Origin of the sequence: Aquimarina discodermiae, assembly GCF_040786235.1 — a bacterium.
GTDB lineage: Bacteria > Bacteroidota > Bacteroidia > Flavobacteriales > Flavobacteriaceae > Aquimarina.
This window is the reverse complement of record NZ_JBFMKP010000042.1, coordinates 21,847-41,632: the sequence shown is the minus strand read 5'-3', so window position 1 is coordinate 41,632 and position 19,786 is coordinate 21,847. Positions and strand designations below refer to the sequence as shown.

Sequence of the window (19,786 nt, the reverse complement as noted above, 5' to 3'; positions counted from 1 at the left end):
GGATTGCGTGTGCCTTTTTAAAACACATCTTTTAATCCTAAAATTGAAAAAAATCAACAAAAACCATAATGGATGAAAAAGAAAATCGCCTAAAAATAACTTTTTAGACGACCTCTTTTATTTTTATACATATTGCAGAGCTTAATTCTCTCTGGCTTGCTCATAAATAGCTTTGCTATACTGCACGAATTACAAAATAATTCTTTTTACCACGCTGCAATAAAACAAATTGATTGTTGATTAAATCTTCTTTTGATATCGAATAACTATCTGTAACCTTTTCTTTATTTACTGCAATAGAGTTCTCTTTCAAAGCTCTTCTAGCTTCTCCATTAGATTTAAGAAAACCTGTTTGCTCTGCCAAGGCACCAATAATGTCCAACCCATTACCTATTGTCTCTTTAGAAACTTCGGCTTGTGGTACACCCTCAAAAACATCTAAAAAAGTAGCTTCGTCCAAATCCTTAAGATCAGCAGATGTTGATTTTCCAAAAAGTATTGCCGAAGCCTTAATGGCATTCTCCAGATCTTCTTTAGAATGAACAATCACCGTCACTTCGTCTGCTAGTCTTTTCTGTAAAATCCTTTGATGTGGAGCTTCTTTATGTGCTTCGACCAAACTTTTTATTTCATCCTCTGTTAGAAAAGTAAAAATCTTAATATACTTTTCTGCATCCTCATCACTAGTATTTAACCAATATTGATAAAACTTATAAGGTGATGTTCTATTAGCATCTAACCAAACATTACCTCCTTCAGATTTACCAAATTTAGAACCGTCTGATTTTGTAATCAGAGGGCAAGTAAGTGCATATCCTTTTCCACCAGCAATTCTCCTGATTAACTCTGTTCCTGTAGTAATATTACCCCATTGATCACTTCCTCCCATTTGTAAAGTACAATCATTGGCTCTATATAAGTGCAAAAAGTCATATCCCTGTACCAATTGATAAGTAAACTCTGTAAAAGACATTCCTTCTGATGATTCTGAAGAAATCCTATTCTTTACAGAATCCTTCGCCATCATATAATTTACTGTAATATGTTTTCCTACATCTCTGATAAATTCTAAGAAAGAAAACTCTTTCATCCAATCATAATTATTCACCAAAACAGCGGCATTAGCAGCATCACTTTCAAAATCAAGAAATCTGCTTAACTGTGATTTTATAGCTTCTTGATTATGACGAAGTGTATCTTCATCTAGCAAATTACGCTCTGCTGATTTACCAGAAGGATCACCAATCATACCTGTAGCTCCTCCTACTAATGCAAAAGGCTTATGACCCGCTCTTTGATAATGCGCTAATAACATAATAGGAACCAAGTTACCGATATGTAATGAGTCTGCTGTTGGATCAAACCCAACATAAGCCGATCTCATTTGTTCTAATAAGTATTCTTCGGTCCCGGGCATTGCATCATGCAACATCCCTCTCCAACGCAATTCTTCTATAAAATTTTTGGTCATGGTACTAGTATTCGATTAAGAGCGACAAAGATAAAAATATGGTCAAAAATGAACTATCATTCTAAAAGAAATCCTATAACATTAATAAAAAACACAAATTTGATATTTTTTAACATTATAAAAACAACTTTTTATAAGCTGTTTAATCTGTTATGATTAGTACATTCCCTTCTCTACGTATATTATAGAATCTTAATCCATATTGCCCTCCTCCTTTAGTAGGTTGACCTGTTAAAATATCGTATTCATTATCGCAACCGTCACAGTTACAGCTTGCGATAAACCCTTCAACAGACAATCTCGAACAAGCACTAGGAGTAAGGTTCGGATCACTCAATTCGAAAGCAATATATTGTGTATCATTTGCATTAAAAATACCTATACCTCTTATACTTCCATTATCCGATGTATCCTCTACGAAACCCGAAGGAAATTTTAAAGGATTAAACTGAGGAAGGTTAAGGTTTATTTGATAACTACCTATTGCCGAAGGTGGAAGAAAAGGATTTTGATCTCGATTGTCATCATCATTCTTACAAGAGATCATCAAGAGTGTTACCATCAAAAATACAATCTTATTCATCTATTTTATTATTTTGAAATACGTTTACTATCTGGCCTAATTATATGAATAAATAAAAGACTTAAATAGCAATGGCAAATTACGTAAAATTGCGGTCTTCCGTAATTTTTTTGTTATCTTTGAATAACGAATCCCATTCTTATGGGATTTTTTGTATTTATATAAACGATGAAGTTATGAGCAAAGTATCTTATTATTCTGCAGAGGGGCTAAAAAAGTTAAGAGACGAACTAGATCAACTTAAAGACATAGAACGTCCTAAAGCTTCTCAAGCAATAGCAGAGGCACGTGATAAAGGGGATTTAAGTGAAAATGCCGAATATGATGCCGCAAAAGAAGCACAGGGGTTGTTGGAGATGAGAATTTCTAAACTCGAAGAGACTCTTTCCAATGCACGATTGATAGATGAATCTCAATTAGATACATCTAAAGCACTTATACATTCTACTGTAAAGATCAAAAATCAAACTAATGGTGCAGAGATGACCTATAAATTGGTAGCACAAAGTGAAGCCGATCTTAAAACGGGAAAAATATCTGTAGATTCGCCCATAGGCAAAGGCCTTTTAGGAAAAAGTATCGGTGAAATAGCAGAAATACAAGTTCCTAATGGTATTATGAAATTTGATGTTGTAGATATTACCAGAGAATAGTCACTACAAAACGTATAAAAAAAAGCCTTTTTTAATTTTTAAAAAAGGCTTTTTTTATTGATGTGTTTCACCCCAAAATAAGTTGAAAGCTACCATTTTTGTAACACATAGTTTTGTATAATGTTATATTACTATAGATCATCAACCCAAATATTTTTATCACTATATTAATAGATAGTATGAGTAACAAAACATCTGAGACTAAAAGTCGGTTTAACAAAAATTGGAAATGGTTACTACTTCTATTTAGTTTTATGCTAATCGCTATAGTTTCTATTTTGCCGTCTAACTTAGGCAATCAGATAGTTCAAATCACCCAGACCTATGGAGATACCGAGCTTTATGAGCATCCTTTTGAAATGGCGCAAAATGACAAAAGGGTAATTGATGTATTAGGTCAATTAAAGCCTATTGATAAACTAGCTATTTTAGAAGGTGAGGTTCATTATTCAAATAATTATAAATCTGTTGATTTATCTTTTAGAATAAAAGGAGGAAAAAGAAACGCTAGATTAGATATTTCTGCAGATCGGATAAACGGGAAATGGAATTATAAAAAAGTAAATGTTCGAATAAAAAAACCTGTTGAAGAGAAACAAATTATTGAAATTATTGAACCATCAAAGTAGAAACCTATATAATATTTTTTTGTGTAGAAAAGGCTTTTTTTATACATTAGGTACCTTATCAACCAATATATTTATGTTTGATAAAAAGTAACCATTTACTATAGCTAAATGGATATAAAATGACATAAAAGATTTTGATGATAAAAAGCAAAGTTCAACGCAAAAATTTGAGGCATAGTAGTAGCTATGGGGATGATTTTTAAGGATGAAATTTAGTTTTTTGCACAAAAGATTCATGTTATTTTATGTTGATTTAGCTATATATACCCAAACCTAGTGTATGTCTTCACAATATAGACTTGATCGTGCTTATAAAAATGCCAAAATCATCCCGTTTGATGATCATTCTAAATTCGTGCTCTTTAGCGATTGTCATCGCGGAGATAATAGTTTTGCAGATGAATTTGCTAATAATAGAAATATTTATTTTCACGCGTTAAAACATTATTACGATCAAGGGTTTACCTATTGCGAGCTGGGAGATGGAGATGAACTTTGGGAAAATCGTAGTTTCCAGATGATTTTTAGAGCTCATAAAAATGTCTATGAATTACTTTCAAAATTTTATGTAGAAAACAGACTCGAAATGATTTGGGGAAATCATGATATGGTGTATAGAAAGCCTAAGTATGTAGAAAAACACTTAAGCACTTATTTTGATCATAAAACTGACAAGGATATTCCCCTTTTTCCTGGTATAGCCTATGAAGAAGCTATTATTTTACAACATAAAAAAACAAAACAAGAAATTTTTATGTTACACGGTCATCAGGCTGATTTTATGAATTATACTGCCTGGAAAATTAATCGTTTTTTGGTTCGTGTATTATGGAAACCCTTACAGGTCATTGGGATATCTGACCCAACAAGTCCCGCAAAAAACTATAGAGAAACTATACGTGTAGAACGAAGGATTAAAAAATGGATTGCTTCTAAAAATAACCTATTTACAATCATCGGTCATACTCATCGTCCAAGGTTTCCTGAAGCGGGAGAGTTAGCATTATTTAATGATGGAAGCTGTGTACACCCCAGATCAATTACTGGTATAGAAATCGAAAACGGGACTATTACTTTAATAAAATGGCAAATTTCTACAGCAGAAAACGGTATTCTTAAGATTATTAGGGTACCCCTAGAAGGACCCCAAAAACTTATAGAATTTATTACAAAATAATATATTAAGAAATATTAACTACCTCTTCTATCTGAGGAGCATATTTTTTGATAGTCATCTCTACTCCAGATTTAAGAGTCATTTGATTTACACTACAACCTACGCACGCTCCTTCTAACTGAACCTTTACTTTTTTATCATCTTCAATAGAAACCAAAGAAATATTTCCACCATCACTTTCTAAAAAAGGTCTAATCTCTTCTAACGCCTTTTCTACATTAATTCTTAATTCTTCAGAAGTCATTTTCTATTTTTTTACGGCAGAACATCCCGCCATTGTTGTTATTTTTATTGCTTCAGTCGGAGGTAGATCATCATTTCTACGTACTACTTCCTGCACTACATTTCTGGTCAATGCCTCGAATGCTTTTTCTATAGGAGTTGCCACCTGTAAAGCAGCAGGTCTTCCTACATCTCCCGCTTCTCGTATACTTTGTACTAAAGGAATTTCTCCCAAAAACGGAATTTCTAAATCTTCTGCCAGATGTTTAGCTCCTTCTTTACCAAAGATATAATATTTATTGTTAGGAAGTTCTTCTGGAGTAAAATAAGCCATATTTTCTATAACTCCCAAAACCGGTACATTAATACTCTCTTGCTGAAACATCGCTACCCCTTTACGTGCATCTGCCAAAGCTACATTTTGCGGCGTACTTACCACTACCGCTCCTGTAATAGGTAAGGATTGCATAATCGATAAATGAATATCTCCTGTTCCTGGTGGTAAATCAATCAACATAAAATCAAGTTCTCCCCACGCCGCATCAAAAATCATTTGGTTTAATGCCTTTGCTGCCATAGGTCCTCGCCAAACGACTGCTTGATTGGGTTGCGTAAAAAATCCTATTGATAAGATTTTAACTCCATAATTTTCTATGGGTTTCATTTTGGATTTACCTCCTTCATTAACCGAAAGTGGTCGTTCTCGCTCTACATCAAACATAATGGGTGCCGATGGGCCGTAAATATCTGCATCTAATAAACCAACCTTAAATCCCATTTTGGCCAGTGATACTGCAAGATTAGAGGTTACGGTAGACTTACCTACTCCTCCTTTACCAGAAGCTACAGCTATAATATTTTTGATCCCAGGAATTGCCTTTCCTTTAATCTCATTTTTTTGTGTTGCTGCCGGGGCAGGAGCTTCTACCTTTATATTTACTTTTATTTTTGCCTTCTCATATACTTCGTCATGTATTGCTTTCATTACATCTACTTCGGCACGTTTACGAATATGTAGTGCTGGAGTAGTTAATACCAAATCCACAACAACTTCATCTCCAAAAGTGATTACATTCTTTACCGCACCGCTCTCTACCATATTCTTTCCTTCTCCGGCAACAGTAATTGTTTCTAAAGCTTTTAGGATTGCTGACTTCTCTAATTTCATCTATTCTTTTCTTTTTCTTATAAATCCATCTATTCGAATGAATTCTAACTGCAAAGATAAGTTGAATTGTTAAGATTATAAAACCTATAAATCGAAATACTCTATAACCATATTAGCGTTGATAATAGAATGGTATGATTTGTGTTAACACTCCCATAATTTTTAACCATACTTATGAAAAATATTTTCTTACTCCTTATATTTTCACTTTTAGTTTGTAATTCGGGGATTGGTCAGAGTACACTCGAAAAAGCAGAAAAAAGTCTCTCTAAAAAGAAAGAAAAAAATAACTCAAGAGGTGATTCAAGATCATATACTTATAGTGATTCCTCTGATTCTGAAAACAACTTTATAGCAGATACTTTTGGAGCACTTTTCCTAGATATTTTTTTAGCAGTTACTTATGGGATTATTATCGAAACCCCTTTTGAACAAGAATATACTGCTAGCCAAGCTTCATTAACGAAATATCCTTATCATTCTGGCGCCAAAGGAAACTTTTCTTATGAACATGGAGACGATACCACCATATTCAAAACCACTATTGCTGATCGATATATCGTAGAAAACGGAAAAATCTACGGAAATCAACTGATGGCTGAGTTTTGGTTTGTCAAAAGAATAAGTTTAAAAGCCAATTATCTTCAGTTATGGGAAGATAATATTCATTTTGAAAACAACTCTTTAGCTATGTATCAAGGGTTGGCTAAATACCATCGTATCAGAACCGAACGCTTTAATGCTTGGTGGGGGCTTGGCGCTACCTATGTAGATGGAGAAGTAGACGAAACAGGATTTACTTACGGATTGGGAGCAGCACTATTTTTGGCAAAACCCATAAGCATTGAAGCTGATTTTATGCAAACTTTTATCAATAATGAAACTGTCAATCAGTTTAGCACACTTATGAACTATCACATAAAAAGATATAAAGTGTCTGGAGGATATGAACATCTTAAACTTGGCATTGAAGATTTTTCTATGTTTTCGATAGGTGTAGGTGTTTCTTTTTAATCCTAATTTGTCATTTTAGGATTTTTAAAACATCCATCCCAACCTTCCTTCAAAGGAAAGAGTTTCAAGTCTCCCTTTGGAAGGGCGATTTAGAAGAATGTAGTTACTAGTCTTTGGTGCAAGCACAATATTTATTTTACAATACTTATAAATTTTTCAAAAATCAGGAAATATAAATCGTATACTTTTAAAATACATCTATTATAGAGAATAGTAAAGATACCTTATAACTCGGTCATTGGATCCCAAAACAATTTATCTAAGTTTTGGATTTGATTATCAATCACTTCTATTCCTTCGCTCTCCAAAAGTTGCTGCATCAGGTTAGTACCATCAAAATGGTGCTTGCCGGTAAGTACGCCTTTTCTATTTACAACCCTATGGGCAGGCACATCATCTCTACCATTACAAGCATTCATCGCCCAGCCTACCATACGTGCACTGCGCGCAGCACCAAGAGTTTTGGCGATAGCTCCATACGAAGTAACTCTGCCATAAGGAATGAGTCGAGCTACCTCATATACGCGTTCAAAAAAGTTGTCGTTATTTTTTACTCCCATGTGTAAACAATTCTTGCCAAGGTAATCATTACCAATACCAACATTAATACTCCCATAAAATAATTAGAATATTTGGTAATCGATGCTGTTTTCTTTTCGATTTTCAAAAAGGAATAAACATACAGGTATAAGGTCACAAATGTACCTGATCCTGCAGCTACTATAAATAGTGTTATATGATAAATACCATACTCTATTTTACCGCTCACACTCATTGCAGCTCCAATTGCACAAAAATAAGGAATGGGTAATATATTAATAGCCGATATCATCATTCCCTTAAAAAAACTGCGGGTTTCTGTATGCTTGTACACTTTAATTTTGTTATTCGAATATTTTGCCTTGATAAAAAAGTAAATTGCCATTAAGAAAAAGATAACGGCTCCTGTTCGCAACAATATATTTTTGATATACGGATTAAAAAAAATATACTTTGCCAAAAGAATGGCAATCAAAGCCTGAAGCACCACAATTACAGAAGCGCCTATAGCTACCAGAACTCCATTCTTTTTACCTCTTTCGAGGCATGTTCTGGCAACGGTCATATTTACCAATCCAGGTGGGATTACACCGATCAATGATGCAAAAAATGTGACTAAAAACAGCTTGGTAGTTTCCAAAATACGGTTATAGTTACTTAATTTTAAAACGAATGTAAGTTATAGGTTTATTTTGTTCCAGATATTGTTTTTCGTAAAAAGTTTGGATGGTTGTTACAATTTCTGGAGATCCCTCATTATGATATACATTATGATTGGCATACAACACCTCATGACCTTCTCCATGTAGCAATCCCAATGTATAACCATGCATAAATTCGCTGTCGGTTTTAAGATGCACTATCCCATCTGATTTTAGTACTTTTTTATAACTCTGTAAAAAATCATGATTGGTCAATCTATGTTTGGTTCGTTTATATTTAATTTGAGGATCGGGAAAAGTAATCCATATTTCATCTATTTCCCCTTCATCAAATATATGTTCTATCAATTCGATTTGAGTTCTTATAAAGCCGACATTAGTCATTTCGCTCTCTATGGCTGTTTTTGCTCCTCGCCAAAAACGCGCTCCTTTTATATCGATCCCTATAAAGTTTTTATCTGGATATTGGGTTGCAAGGCCTATCGTATACTCACCTTTACCACAACCTAACTCCAAAACAATAGGGTTTTGATTTTTGAAAAAATTATCTTTCCATTTTCCTTTATACCCTAATGTATTGTCAAGTACCTCCTCACGCGTTGGTTCTACCACATTATGAAAGGTTTTATTCTCATTAAATCTTTTTAATTTATTCTTACTTCCCACAGATCTTTAAATTTCTTTAGTTATATACATTATTTATACCTACATAAGGGATAGCAGCTAGCCTACCCTGTAACGCATATAGCCCAGCCACATTGATTTATCGATGTGATTACGCCAATATAACATCTATTAACAATTTGTAAACCTTTGCTTTGATTAATCTTAGCAAAAGTTTCACTTTAGATAATTTTTTGGTAAAATTAAGGAAATATATGCATAAGAAAATAGGATTACTTTTATAATTATTATCAATGGTATTGACATAATTAATTAAAAACTGGAACGTTTGAGTAAAAAGGTACTTATAGCACCTCTTAATTGGGGGTTAGGTCACGCAACACGATGTATTCCTATTATAAATGCATTAATAGAAGAAGGCTTAGAGCCTGTAATTGCTTCTGATGGTGTTGCATTATCGCTTTTAAGAAAGGAGTTTCCAAAACTACAGTCTAGAGAGCTTCCTTCTTACAATATAGAATATGCAAAAAAGGGAAGTAATTTTAAGCTAAAAATGCTACTTAACAGCCCTAAAATTGCTCATGCCATTACAGCAGAAAAAAAGGCAGTCAAAAAACTAATTAAAGAAGAGGATTTCTGTGGTATTATATCTGACAACAGAATGGGAGTACGTCACAAAAGTGTTCCTTCTGTATTTATCACCCATCAACTTACAGTATTAAGTGGCAACACTACTTCTATTAGTACCAAGCTACACAATAAATACATCAAAAAGTTTCATGTATGTTGGGTACCAGACATGGCAGATGATCCTAATTTAAGCGGAGAACTAGGTCATCCAAAAAAAGCCAACATCCCTGTTACTTATTTAGGTCCTTTAAGTAGATTTGAGTACCGTGCAATTCCAAAAAAATATGATATCATGGTACTTCTTTCTGGTCCAGAACCACAAAGAACACTTCTAGAACAAAAATTATTTAAAGAATTTGAGCAAAGTGATAAAAAAATAGTTTTTGTTCGTGGTCTTATAGAAGAGACTCAGCAAACCTATGTAAAAAACAATATCACAGTACATAATTATCTTGCGGGAAAACACCTCGAAGACACTATCAATAGTGCCAATATTATCATTTCGAGATCGGGTTATACCACTGTAATGGATCTTGCCAAGCTAAAGAAAAAAGCATTTTTCATTCCAACACCCGGACAATTTGAACAAGAGTACCTGGCCGAGCGATTAACACTCAACAAATTAGTACCTAGTTGCAATCAAAATGATTTTACACTTACAAAACTAAGAGACCTTAATGGATACAAAGGGCTAAGTAGTTTTAGCACTGATATCGACTACGGGGAACTTTTTCACTTTTTCAAGAGTAAATGAAAATTCACTTCCTACCCGATAGTCACTTTCTACATAAATGCGTTCGTGATGCGCTTCTATAATATGCTTCACGATTGCTAAGCCCAAACCAGATCCCCCTTCTCTTCTAGAGCCGCTTTTATCAACTCGATAAAAGCGCTCAAAAAGGCGTGGGATATGCGCCTGCGCAATCCCCTCTCCGTTGTCGGTCACCCTGATTATGGTTTTATTACGAATCAAATCCTCTATGCTTACCTCTGTAGTACCATCTTCTTTACCATATTTTATAGAGTTTACCACAAGATTAGACAAGACCTGCTGTATACGCTCTTTATCTGCATGTACTAGTATAGGCTCGCTATAATTCATATCAAAAGTAAGAGCGATATTCTTTTTTGCAGCTTTCATTTCATATAGATCAAAAACGCTTTGTACCAGTTCTACAATATCAAAATTTGTATAATTAAGGTTAAGATCACCAACTTCTAACTTGGTAATCATATCTAGATCATTCACTATATAAATTAAACGTTCTACTCCTTTATTAGCTCTATTTAAATACTTATCAAGAATCTCTGGATTATCCATAGCTCCATCTAATAGTGTAAGAATATACCCTTGTACTGTAAACAATGGCGTTTTAAGCTCATGAGAAACATTTCCCATAAACTCTTTTCGATAGTTTTCTCGAACCTTAAGTTTTTCTATTTCTGATTTTCTTTTTTGTGCAAACTTCTCAACCTCTTTAATAAGCGTTCTCATATCTGTAGTCACCGGGTTGCCTCCCAAGGTATCCACCTCTAGCATTTCTATATCATCATAGATCTTACGCACTCTACGATAAATGAATTTTTCTACGCGATATTGTATAATAAGAAAACATACTGCATAGCAAACCAATATAAATATGATTATGAGTATGATATCAAAAATTGATTGAGAATACAAAAAAACGCTCATTACGAGCGTTAATAATACGGTAATATATAAAGACGATAGATATGCAAACCTATACGACTTTTTAAAATTTTCTGCCATTTAAACTACAAACTTATATCCCACTCCTTTGATAGTTTTAAAACTATCATCACCTATTTTTTCTCTTAGCTTTCTAATATGTACATCAATGGTACGTCCTCCTACAATCACCTCATTACCCCAAACCTTATCCAAAATATCTTCTCGTTTAAATACTTTACCTGGTCTTGAGGCTAATAAAGATAGTAATTCAAATTCTTTTCTAGGTAGAATAATCTCACTTTTGTCCTTTATGATCTTATATTCATCTCTATTGATTACCAGATTCCCTATTTTAATTTCGCTATTGGTGCTTTCTTCTTCTTTAAGCCTTCTTAATAGCGCTTTTACCTTGCTCACCAAAACTTTGGGTCGTATTGGCTTTGTGATATAATCATCGGCACCAGCATCAAAACCAGCTACCTGGGAGTAATCTTCTCCACGAGCAGTAAGAAAAGTTATGATAATATTTTGCAAGTCAGGTAATTTTCTGATTTGCTCACAAGCTTCTATCCCGTCCATTTCTGGCATCATTACATCTAATATTACAAGATGTGGTTTTTTCTTTTTTGCGACTTTTACAGCTTCTACACCATTCTCTGCAGTAATAACATTGTACCCTTCTGCGGAAAGGTTATATCCCACAATTTCCAAAATATCTGGCTCATCGTCTACTAGTAAAATTGTAATGTCTTTTGTATTCATCTTTCTAAAGTTATATCCCGAAGGGTAAATATACTATCTAAAAACGAAGTTTTCACCATCATGACAGCATGAAACAATAAACTAACATAAAAATCTCACAACCGTAACATTAGCTTAACTTAGTGGCATTTACACACTAGTTCTGGTGATCTCTGTAAACACTTAGCAAATTCATAGTTGCCGAAATCAAATCTTTTGTTTCCATCAAAAGTCCAAAATACAAGGTTGTATTTTTAGGACTACTCTCTTCTGTTCTTGTCCTGGCGACTTGCTTATTTATTTTATCATTTACAATCGTAAACAACTCTTGCTTTTCTTTGATAACTCCATTAAGACTTCCGAACTCCCTACTATCAAAAACCTTTTTTATATGACTAAAAAACTCAGTTAAATGTTCTTCTATCTCTTTAAGATCTTTTATTTGATTAAATCGAAGTTTCTTATGATTGTTATTAACATGTTTATGACTTGCTTTAGCAATATATTCTAAAGATTGCGTAATATCTTCTAAGTATCCTAAAATAGAGATATAAAAATTACTTGCTCCTACACTGGCGTCGTCCAGATTTTTAATAAAATAAAAGATACTATCTCTTAATTCTTCTACCTCTGCCTCCAGTTTAGCAATTCCTTTTCTACTTTTCTTTAAGGCTGCCAAGTCATATTTGGCCAGGCTTTCTATAGTATTTCCATAAATCTTACTTCCTCTACTAACATAAGATTTGATATTATCTGCACTTTCTTCTATTACTCCTTGTATAGAACTACTTTCAGATTTTTTAAGACGATCCTCTGCTCTCTCTGCTTTTGCCTTGTTTCGATACTTTACAGTATTTCTCACCAATAAGAATATAGCTATCAACAGCAATACACCTACCATAACGGGCGGATTGAAACTTATCAAAAATGCGATGGTTGCCGCTGCAACAAAAGCACTTATTGCTGTAAAAAACCATCCACCAATTACATTAAGCACCCCGGCAACACGATACACAGCACTTTCACTGCCCCATGCCCTATCTGCTAATGAAGTACCCATAGCTACCATAAAAGTAACATAGGTCGTTGACAAAGGTAGTTTCATCGAAGTAGCAATAGAAATAAGGATACCTGCAACCATAAGATTTACAGCAGCCCTTACCATATCGAAAGCAGGCAAATCTTCTTTTTTTGCAAAACTATTTGTATCCACCACCTGTTGATCAAATTGTTTTTCTGCAGTATCTTTAAGAGATTTTGGAGTAATTGCTGTAAGCATTTGAGAAAAGAATATCGATCCTCTAACAATTCCTCTTGATAAAAAATTAGGATTAAATCGTTCTTCTCCATCTCCTTGACGTGATAAATCTATCGATGTCTTTACTACATTCTTTGCTTTGGTAGAAAACCACAGAGTTAACACCATCACCATACCTGCTATTAATAACAAATAAGTCGGCGTTGCAACTTTAGACGCAAGAATATCCATTGTAAAAGCATCTGCCGGTACTCCAGAAACAGACCAGGCTTCGTAAGATTGCCATGCCGCAATTGGCACACCAATAAAGTTCACAAGATCATTTCCTGCAAAAGCCAAAGCCAGAGCAAACGTACCTACAATAATGATTAACTTATATATATTAACCCTAAGCATTATAAGAACATATGAAAGTAATGACCAAAAAACCAATCCAACAACAACGATTAGCAACACATTTGTTTCTAGAAAACCTCTAAGTGTCAATGCCACTGTTCCCGCTGCAGCATCTATTTTAAACAAATCCTTTTTTGCTTTTACAAGTTCTTTTATGGTTTCGTAAGAAGAATTAAAATAAACATTGGCCCAGTCTAATAATCCTTCTGCCCCTCCTTCATACAAAATACTCACAATAGATTTTGCATAATTTGTACCTTTAATTCCTTTTATAAAAATAAAATAAAGTATTGCTGTAAGCGCAACACCACCAAATAAGGCGCCTACCCACTTTGCTTTTTTCTCAAAATTAAACGACAGTAACAATCGTGATACATATTGAACGATTGCTCCTACAGAAAAAGCCACAACTACAGATAGTAAAATACCCAAAATAATTTCTCCTGCCTTTTTGGTATTAATATAATCTCCCAAATCTGTAATAGACAACGAAGCATCAGCAGAGATTTTTATCAACGCAACACACACCGCAGCTCCGAGCAATTCAAAAACAATAGAAACCGTTGTAGAGGTCGGCATCCCAAGGGTATTAAAAAAGTCCAGCAATAGAATATCTGTAATCATCACAGCCATAAAAATGATCATGATTTCATCAAAATAAAATTCTCCTGGAACAAATATCCCTTTACGGGCTACCTCCATCAAACCACTTGAGAAAATAGCTCCCGCTGCAATACCAATACTAGCAACAATCATAATAGTTCTAAAAGAAACAGCCTTAGAACCAATAGCAGAATTCAAAAAATTAACCGCATCATTACTCACTCCAACAATAAGATCCGCAACAGCCAAAGCAGCCAATGCTACGATCATAACTATGTAAATATCACTCATTACTCTATACAATACTTATAAGCCACAAAAGTGTTATTAAAATTCAATTCAAATGTTATAGAAATGTTATTTTTAAACAGAACTTTTTACTTAATACAGTATCATTTACGTCTCAATAATAAATCTAATTAAAGTGTCATTTTTTTTTGATTACTTTAAAACGACAAAAAAATTAAAATCAAAGAAATCAACAACCCTCTATTTTACGTGGATTAACAAGCAAAAAAACCTTACTACGTTACGTTTTATCTATAATCTACATCTAAGTTTAATCCTAATACGATACGTACCAAACGCATTATAAAGACGGTTATTCATCAAAATTAAAAAAACAATATTCTGATAACCAATTGATTACAGGTTTATTGTTAATTTAATGTTACGTAATTGTTGTTTAAAAGTAAAATTAATGTTACATTTGTAATATAATCATTAAGAACCCCGAATAAAAATATAAGAATATGAGAAAATTAGTAATCGCATTAGCATTGTTGTTTTCAGCAACAATTTTTGCTCAGGAAGCAAAACCTACTTTTGAAAAACAAGGAGATCTTATAAAGGGTACATTCTTTTATGAAGACGGTACAGTAAGACAGCAAGGTTTTTACAATAACAAGGGGATACTTCATGGAGAGTGGAAAGCATATGATGTTACTGGAAAGAAAATTGCTATGGGTCAGTATTATATGGGAAAAAAAATCGGAAAATGGTTTTTCTGGAATGCTGATAAGTTATCAGAAGTAAATTATGATAAAAATCAAATAGCAGAAGTTACTACTTGGTCTAATCAAGGTAACGTAGTAGTTAATTACGACAATTAATAATTGCAAAAAATATTTAAATATTAAAAAAAGGCCTCAATTTTTGAGGCTTTTTTTTTGCTTAAATTCGAGCAAAAAACACCAAACACAATCATTAAACTTGACTATTTACCTCAAATTTTTATTAATATTTTTTTTATAGTAAGTTAACACATAACATTTTGTTAACAAATGCTAAAATCATCCTAAAGGGATGATTATTACTCCTTTTTTATTTAAATACAAATCTTTAATTCTTCGCAAACACCTTTATACTGGTTAATATACAACCATCTTTAGAAACTCAAGATAACGTTTAGATAACATTAAAATCACCAATACTTAATTTCTAAATAACACGAACTTAACAAAGTCTGTTTTTCTTTGCCCGGAATTTCAGAACAAGTTAAATGAAAAAAATTGTAATACTTTTTGCGCTATTATTTGTAGGAATATCCTTCGCGCAAGAAACGGGATCAGTAACAGGTACACTCTTAGATAAAGATGCCGGAGATCAGCCCCTACCGTTTGCTAATGTATTAGTAAAAGGAACAACTAAGGGAACAACTACAGATTTTGATGGACTGTACACTATCGAAAACTTAGAGCCAGGAACCTATACTTTAGAGTTTAGTTTTGTTGGTTACGAAACCAAAGATGTAGAAAATGTAGTAGTAAAAGCAAACGAAACTACTACCGTTAACATATCTATTGGAGCTAGTGCAGCAGCACTTGACGAAGTAATAATTAAGACAACCACAAAAAAAGAATCTGAAGCTGCTATCCTATTAGAACAAAAAAATGCCGTTACCATTCAACAAAAAATTGGTGCGCAAGAACTTTCTAAAAAAGGAGTTAGTGATGTGGCTACAGGTCTAACGAAAGCTACGGGTATTTCTAAACAAAGTGACAAATTATATGTTAGAGGATTAGGTGACCGTTATAACAATGCATATTTAAACGGACTCCCTATTCCATCATTAAATCCTAAATTAAAACTTATTGACTTAGGGATATTTCCTACAAGTATTGTAGAAAATCTAGGTATCTATAAAACGTACGCTCCTAATCTATATGGAGATTTTGCAGGTGCTAGTGTTAATATAGACACCAAAGATCGTCCTGGTAAGGCATTTTTAGAAATTGGCGTATCCGCAGGAGCAAATACCAACGCTATCAGCAACGATTTCTTCTTACTTAATGGCGGAAACTATGACACTTGGGGTATTGATGATGGATCTAGAAGAGTTCCTGCATTTCTAGACATTGATAATTACAACTACGTAAGTACGCAAATCGATTATTATCCATTTGATACCTCTTTTAATCCAGAAAAAAGATTTAGCGCACCCGATGGTGGAGCTAGCATTTCTGCCGGTAAAACATTTACCATAAAAGATGAGTACAAACTAGATGTTTTGGTTACTGGTTCTTTTAGTCAAAATCACAGAACGGCATTAGATGGTACAGAAGCGTCGTTTAATACAACTGGAGGTATCATCACAAATTTTGACAATACAGACAAATATCAATACAATACTAACACAACTGTTTTAGGAAGTGTTGGATTTCGTTGGAATTCTGACAATAAGATTACCTCAACTACCTTATTTGTAAATGACACTCAGGACGAATTAAGAGAATTTATTGGTAGAGGTAGTGAAGGTCCTAACACAAGAATATACACAAGAAGAGGAACTTATGAGCAAAACAACCTGTTTACGCAACAGCTTACAGGAGAGCATAAGTTTACAGAAGGCAAATATAAACTAAGCTGGGGAACTGCATACAACAAAGCAAAAGGATTAATTCCAGATAGACGTCAATTATATTTTACCGAACTAGAAACTATAAACGGATTAGCATTAGGAAACGCAATAAGTCCAGATTTTGCTAATAACCAACGATTTTATCAGGAACTTAACGAAAATGATTATTCTGGAAAAGTAGATTTTGACATCAATTTTGGTAAAGATGAAGATGAAAATTTTGCAAACAAACTTACCGTTGGTTTAGCCGCTAGATCAAAAGACAGAGATTTTGAAGCCAATCAGCTCAATTATAATCTTAATAACTACAAAGCAACCCTAGTAGATTTTAATAATCCAGATGCTTTACTAAATGAAACTAATTTTCTGGAAGGAAATTATATAGTTTTAGAAAACTTAAACCCTACTCGTATATACGAAGCCGATCAAACTACCTTTGCTGGTTTTGCAAATTTACAATACCAACTATCTCCTAAATTAATCCTTAACGGAGGACTTAGAACTGAGTTATTTGAGCAAAATGTAATCTACAAAGGACAATTCGACGAAGAAACGGATCCTATTAAAACAACAACCTTAAAAGAAACTTTTGTTTTACCAAGTATTAGCTTAAAATATAAATTAGACGACATTTCTAATTTACGCTTTGCAGCCAGTAAAACGGTAACCTTACCAAAATTTACAGAAGTAGCACCGTTTCTGGATGAGGATGTTACAGAAACTACTTTAGGAAATCCAATTATTACCAATTCAGACAACTACAATATTGATGTAAAATGGGAACATTTTCCTGAACAGTCTGGAGAACTAATTACTGCAACCTTGTTTGCAAAATATATAGAAAACCCAATAGAGAAAGTATTCGTAGCTTCTGCAGCAAACAACAACACCTTTGTTAACTCTGATAATGCTACTGTTTTTGGAGTCGAAATAGAGTACAAAAAGAATTTAGGAAACCTGTTTAAAGTAGAAGAATCTGTTTGGAATGACCTAAACTTTGGCATCAATGCTACTATAATGTATTCTCAAGTAAAAATTGATACTGCTGTAACAACATTCAACGACTCTAATATTCTGCCTACTAATGCAAAAAGGCAATTACAAGGTGCCTCTCCTTATCTTATTAATACAGATGTATCATACTCAAAAAAGTTTAAGAAACACAAAATCACCTCTGGTATAGATTTTAACATTTTTGGGGACAGAATATACTCTGCAGGTGGTAACGAAGTAGGAGATATTTTTGAAAAAGGTTTTGGCGTATTGAACTTCAATTTTAAAGATCAAATAGGAGAAAAATTAACCCTAAGCTTTAAAGCAAAAAACCTATTAAACCCATCTATCATAAGATATCAAGATCAGGAAGATATAGGCGAAGAGTATACTACTTACAAATTTGACAGAGGTATCAACTTTAGCTTTGGACTTACCTACAAACTACAATAAAAATTAGAATTAAAAATTAATCATTATATAAAATGAAAACTAGAAATATTTTTGCAGTAATCGTTATCATAACTGCGTTCATCTTTAATGCTTGTACTGTCAAGGAAGACAGCATAGGTGACATCGTAATTAACCTTGACAGTTGTGGTGATGCTGCAGATACTGTTATATTGAAAGGAGAAATAACAACAGACCGTACACTTGTTGCTAACGAATTATATGAATTAAGAGGAGGAGTATCTGTTGTTGACGGAGTTACTTTAACTATAGAGCCAGGCACCAAAATTGTTGCCGGTAGCGAAGGAGGAGTATTCGCATACCTAGCAATTAAACAGGGAGCCAAAATTATAGCAGAAGGTACTGCTACCCAACCTATCATTTTTACTTCTAAAGAATGTACTCCTAATGCAGGAGACTGGGGAGGATTATTATTAGCAGGTAAGGCACCTATTAACAGAGGAACTGTAGCTACTACAGAAGTAGCTAACCTTACTTATGGAGGTACTGATCCAGCAGATAATTCTGGTATCTTAAAATATGTGCGTTTAGAGTATACAGGAGGAAAAATAAATGCTGATGCAGAATATAATGGTCTTTCTCTTTACGGTGTTGGTAACGGAACTACTTTAGAATACATCCAGACTTTTAACGGTAATGATGATGGTATCGAATTTTTTGGAGGAACGGTTAACCTGAAATATGCAGTGGTAACAGGAGCAGGAGATGATTCTTTTGACTGGACCGATGGATGGTCTGGAAACGGACAATTCTGGATTGCACAACAAACTACAACTGCAGGAGATAGAGGTATTGAAGCAGATAACTTAAAATCTAATAATGCAGCAGCACCTTTCTCTAATCCAACATTATCTAATATCACGCTAATAGGAGCAGAAGATGGTGATGGAAAAAACAAAGGAATCCTGTTTAGAAGAGGGACAAAAGCAAAGATCTACAATCTAATCATCAAAGGGTTCCCATCAAAAGGAATTGAGTTTAATGACGATCAAACATTCACTAACCTTAATGACGGAAGCCTGGTTGTTCGTAACTCTATTATAGATAACGAAACTTCTTTCGATTATAGTGATGGTACTGCAACAGTAGATCTTGCAGATTTTGCAACATTTAATAATTACTCTCAAGATCCATTAGATAACAAACTAAACCTAGACGGTTTTGAGATCAGTGGTTTTAGAGGAACTTATCAGTACACAACAGCAGCTGATGGGATTGACAACTTTGATCCTTCTACATTAGGAGCATTTTTTGATGCTGCAAATTATGCAGGAGCGTTGGCAATCGACGGAACCTGGGCCTCTGACTGGACCAGACTATAAGCAACAAGCGTAAACAATACATACAAAGAAGGTATCTGTCGTAACAGATACCTTCTTTTTTTATCCTATAACCAGT

At 33.8% G+C, this 19,786-nt stretch carries 18 protein-coding genes; 8 read left to right on the top strand and 10 right to left on the bottom strand.

What is annotated here, in order from left to right; all coding sequences use genetic code 11:
* Positions 1-175: 175 nt before the first annotated feature.
* Together tyrS and ABW636_RS20635 are read right to left on the bottom strand one after the other, a co-directional pair.
* Positions 176-1,471 carry a tyrosine--tRNA ligase gene (gene tyrS / locus ABW636_RS20640; protein WP_367591988.1) on the bottom strand — a complete coding sequence of 432 codons (1,296 nt, stop codon included), beginning with the start codon at positions 1,469-1,471 and terminating at the stop codon, positions 176-178.
* A gap of 142 nt (positions 1,472-1,613) precedes the next feature.
* Positions 1,614-2,054 carry a hypothetical protein gene (locus ABW636_RS20635; protein WP_367591987.1) on the bottom strand — a complete coding sequence of 147 codons (441 nt, stop codon included), beginning with the start codon at positions 2,052-2,054 and terminating at the stop codon, positions 1,614-1,616.
* 176 nt (positions 2,055-2,230) lie between these two features.
* Between ABW636_RS20635 and greA the strand changes: the two genes are divergently transcribed.
* The 3 genes from greA to ABW636_RS20620 all read left to right on the top strand — a co-directional run bounded on the left by greA (position 2,231) and on the right by ABW636_RS20620 (position 4,513).
* Positions 2,231-2,707, top strand: coding sequence for a transcription elongation factor GreA (gene greA / locus ABW636_RS20630; RefSeq protein ID WP_367591986.1), 477 nt, complete (start codon positions 2,231-2,233; stop codon positions 2,705-2,707).
* Positions 2,708-2,886: 179 nt separating this feature from the next.
* Positions 2,887-3,336 (top strand): cytochrome c oxidase assembly factor Coa1 family protein, encoded by a 450-nt coding sequence (locus ABW636_RS20625; protein ID WP_367591985.1) that lies wholly within the window; start codon positions 2,887-2,889, stop codon positions 3,334-3,336.
* A 280-nt stretch (positions 3,337-3,616) separates the two neighbouring features.
* Positions 3,617-4,513, top strand: a complete 897-nt coding sequence (locus tag ABW636_RS20620) for a serine/threonine protein phosphatase (RefSeq protein ID WP_367591984.1) — start codon at positions 3,617-3,619, stop codon at positions 4,511-4,513.
* Positions 4,514-4,517: 4 nt separating this feature from the next.
* On the opposite strand, the gene ABW636_RS20615 is transcribed toward ABW636_RS20620, so the two are convergent.
* The gene (locus ABW636_RS20615) at positions 4,518-4,757 is read right to left on the bottom strand and encodes a NifU family protein (protein WP_367591983.1); all 240 of its coding nucleotides are present in this window, start codon (positions 4,755-4,757) and stop codon (positions 4,518-4,520) included.
* 3 nt (positions 4,758-4,760) lie between these two features.
* The gene (locus ABW636_RS20610; RefSeq protein ID WP_367591982.1) at positions 4,761-5,903 is read right to left on the bottom strand and encodes an Mrp/NBP35 family ATP-binding protein; all 1,143 of its coding nucleotides are present in this window, start codon (positions 5,901-5,903) and stop codon (positions 4,761-4,763) included.
* 174 nt (positions 5,904-6,077) lie between these two features.
* Here ABW636_RS20610 and ABW636_RS20605 point away from each other — a divergent pair, with 174 nt between their 5' ends.
* The gene (locus tag ABW636_RS20605; protein WP_367591981.1) at positions 6,078-6,917 is read left to right on the top strand and encodes a hypothetical protein; all 840 of its coding nucleotides are present in this window, start codon (positions 6,078-6,080) and stop codon (positions 6,915-6,917) included.
* 224 nt (positions 6,918-7,141) lie between these two features.
* Here the strand turns inward: ABW636_RS20605 and ABW636_RS20600 are convergent, their stop codons facing one another.
* From ABW636_RS20600 to trmB, 3 genes are read right to left on the bottom strand one after another with little or no spacing between them, the layout of a single operon-like run.
* The gene (locus ABW636_RS20600; protein ID WP_367591980.1) at positions 7,142-7,477 is read right to left on the bottom strand and encodes an MGMT family protein; all 336 of its coding nucleotides are present in this window, start codon (positions 7,475-7,477) and stop codon (positions 7,142-7,144) included.
* Positions 7,468-8,097: a LysE family translocator gene (locus ABW636_RS20595; RefSeq protein WP_367591979.1), complete on the bottom strand. Its 630-nt coding sequence runs from the start codon at positions 8,095-8,097 to the stop codon at positions 7,468-7,470. Before ABW636_RS20595 ends, ABW636_RS20600 begins: the two co-directional genes overlap by 10 nt.
* A 13-nt stretch (positions 8,098-8,110) precedes the next feature.
* A complete protein-coding gene (gene trmB, locus ABW636_RS20590) occupies positions 8,111-8,785 on the bottom strand; it encodes a tRNA (guanosine(46)-N7)-methyltransferase TrmB (protein WP_367591978.1) in 675 nt (224 codons plus the stop codon).
* Positions 8,786-9,071: 286 nt separating this feature from the next.
* On the opposite strand from trmB, the gene ABW636_RS20585 reads away from it, so the two are divergent.
* On the top strand, positions 9,072-10,127 hold the full coding sequence (locus tag ABW636_RS20585; protein ID WP_367591977.1) for a glycosyltransferase: 1,056 nt from the start codon (positions 9,072-9,074) through the stop codon (positions 10,125-10,127).
* Here ABW636_RS20585 and ABW636_RS20580 read toward each other — a convergent pair.
* The 3 genes from ABW636_RS20580 to ABW636_RS20570 all read right to left on the bottom strand — a co-directional run bounded on the left by ABW636_RS20580 (position 10,065) and on the right by ABW636_RS20570 (position 14,355).
* The gene (locus tag ABW636_RS20580; protein ID WP_367591976.1) at positions 10,065-11,144 is read right to left on the bottom strand and encodes a sensor histidine kinase; all 1,080 of its coding nucleotides are present in this window, start codon (positions 11,142-11,144) and stop codon (positions 10,065-10,067) included. The two genes, ABW636_RS20585 and ABW636_RS20580, sit on opposite strands and share 63 nt — an antisense overlap.
* Positions 11,145-11,828, bottom strand: a complete 684-nt coding sequence (locus ABW636_RS20575; protein WP_367591975.1) for a response regulator transcription factor — start codon at positions 11,826-11,828, stop codon at positions 11,145-11,147. It lies immediately after the preceding gene.
* A gap of 136 nt (positions 11,829-11,964) precedes the next feature.
* A complete protein-coding gene (locus tag ABW636_RS20570) occupies positions 11,965-14,355 on the bottom strand; it encodes an inorganic phosphate transporter (protein ID WP_367591974.1) in 2,391 nt (796 codons plus the stop codon).
* 461 nt (positions 14,356-14,816) lie between these two features.
* Between ABW636_RS20570 and ABW636_RS20565 the strand changes: the two genes are divergently transcribed.
* The 3 genes from ABW636_RS20565 (at position 14,817) to ABW636_RS20555 (ending at position 19,710) form a co-directional block, all read left to right on the top strand.
* Positions 14,817-15,176: a toxin-antitoxin system YwqK family antitoxin gene (locus ABW636_RS20565; protein WP_367591973.1), complete on the top strand. Its 360-nt coding sequence runs from the start codon at positions 14,817-14,819 to the stop codon at positions 15,174-15,176.
* Between the two features lie 389 nt (positions 15,177-15,565).
* Positions 15,566-18,370: a TonB-dependent receptor gene (locus tag ABW636_RS20560; RefSeq protein WP_367591972.1), complete on the top strand. Its 2,805-nt coding sequence runs from the start codon at positions 15,566-15,568 to the stop codon at positions 18,368-18,370.
* A 32-nt stretch (positions 18,371-18,402) separates the two neighbouring features.
* Entirely contained in the window at positions 18,403-19,710 is a 1,308-nt protein-coding gene (locus ABW636_RS20555; protein WP_367591971.1) for a beta-helix domain-containing protein, read from the top strand.
* Positions 19,711-19,786 lie beyond the last annotated feature (76 nt).

Coding starts and splice junctions, on each gene's coding strand:
- ABW636_RS20560 (WP_367591972.1), top strand. CDS start 15,566: ATGAAAAAAATTGTAATACTTTTTGCGCTATTATTTGTAGGAATATCC.
- ABW636_RS20615 (WP_367591983.1), bottom strand. CDS start 4,757: ATGACTTCTGAAGAATTAAGAATTAATGTAGAAAAGGCGTTAGAAGAG.
- tyrS (WP_367591988.1), bottom strand. CDS start 1,471: ATGACCAAAAATTTTATAGAAGAATTGCGTTGGAGAGGGATGTTGCAT.
- ABW636_RS20605 (WP_367591981.1), top strand. CDS start 6,078: ATGAAAAATATTTTCTTACTCCTTATATTTTCACTTTTAGTTTGTAAT.
- ABW636_RS20600 (WP_367591980.1), bottom strand. CDS start 7,477: ATGGGAGTAAAAAATAACGACAACTTTTTTGAACGCGTATATGAGGTA.
- ABW636_RS20580 (WP_367591976.1), bottom strand. CDS start 11,144: ATGGCAGAAAATTTTAAAAAGTCGTATAGGTTTGCATATCTATCGTCT.
- ABW636_RS20570 (WP_367591974.1), bottom strand. CDS start 14,355: ATGAGTGATATTTACATAGTTATGATCGTAGCATTGGCTGCTTTGGCT.
- ABW636_RS20555 (WP_367591971.1), top strand. CDS start 18,403: ATGAAAACTAGAAATATTTTTGCAGTAATCGTTATCATAACTGCGTTC.
- ABW636_RS20610 (WP_367591982.1), bottom strand. CDS start 5,903: ATGAAATTAGAGAAGTCAGCAATCCTAAAAGCTTTAGAAACAATTACT.
- ABW636_RS20620 (WP_367591984.1), top strand. CDS start 3,617: ATGTCTTCACAATATAGACTTGATCGTGCTTATAAAAATGCCAAAATC.
- ABW636_RS20625 (WP_367591985.1), top strand. CDS start 2,887: ATGAGTAACAAAACATCTGAGACTAAAAGTCGGTTTAACAAAAATTGG.
- ABW636_RS20565 (WP_367591973.1), top strand. CDS start 14,817: ATGAGAAAATTAGTAATCGCATTAGCATTGTTGTTTTCAGCAACAATT.
- ABW636_RS20575 (WP_367591975.1), bottom strand. CDS start 11,828: ATGAATACAAAAGACATTACAATTTTACTAGTAGACGATGAGCCAGAT.
- ABW636_RS20635 (WP_367591987.1), bottom strand. CDS start 2,054: ATGAATAAGATTGTATTTTTGATGGTAACACTCTTGATGATCTCTTGT.
- greA (WP_367591986.1), top strand. CDS start 2,231: ATGAGCAAAGTATCTTATTATTCTGCAGAGGGGCTAAAAAAGTTAAGA.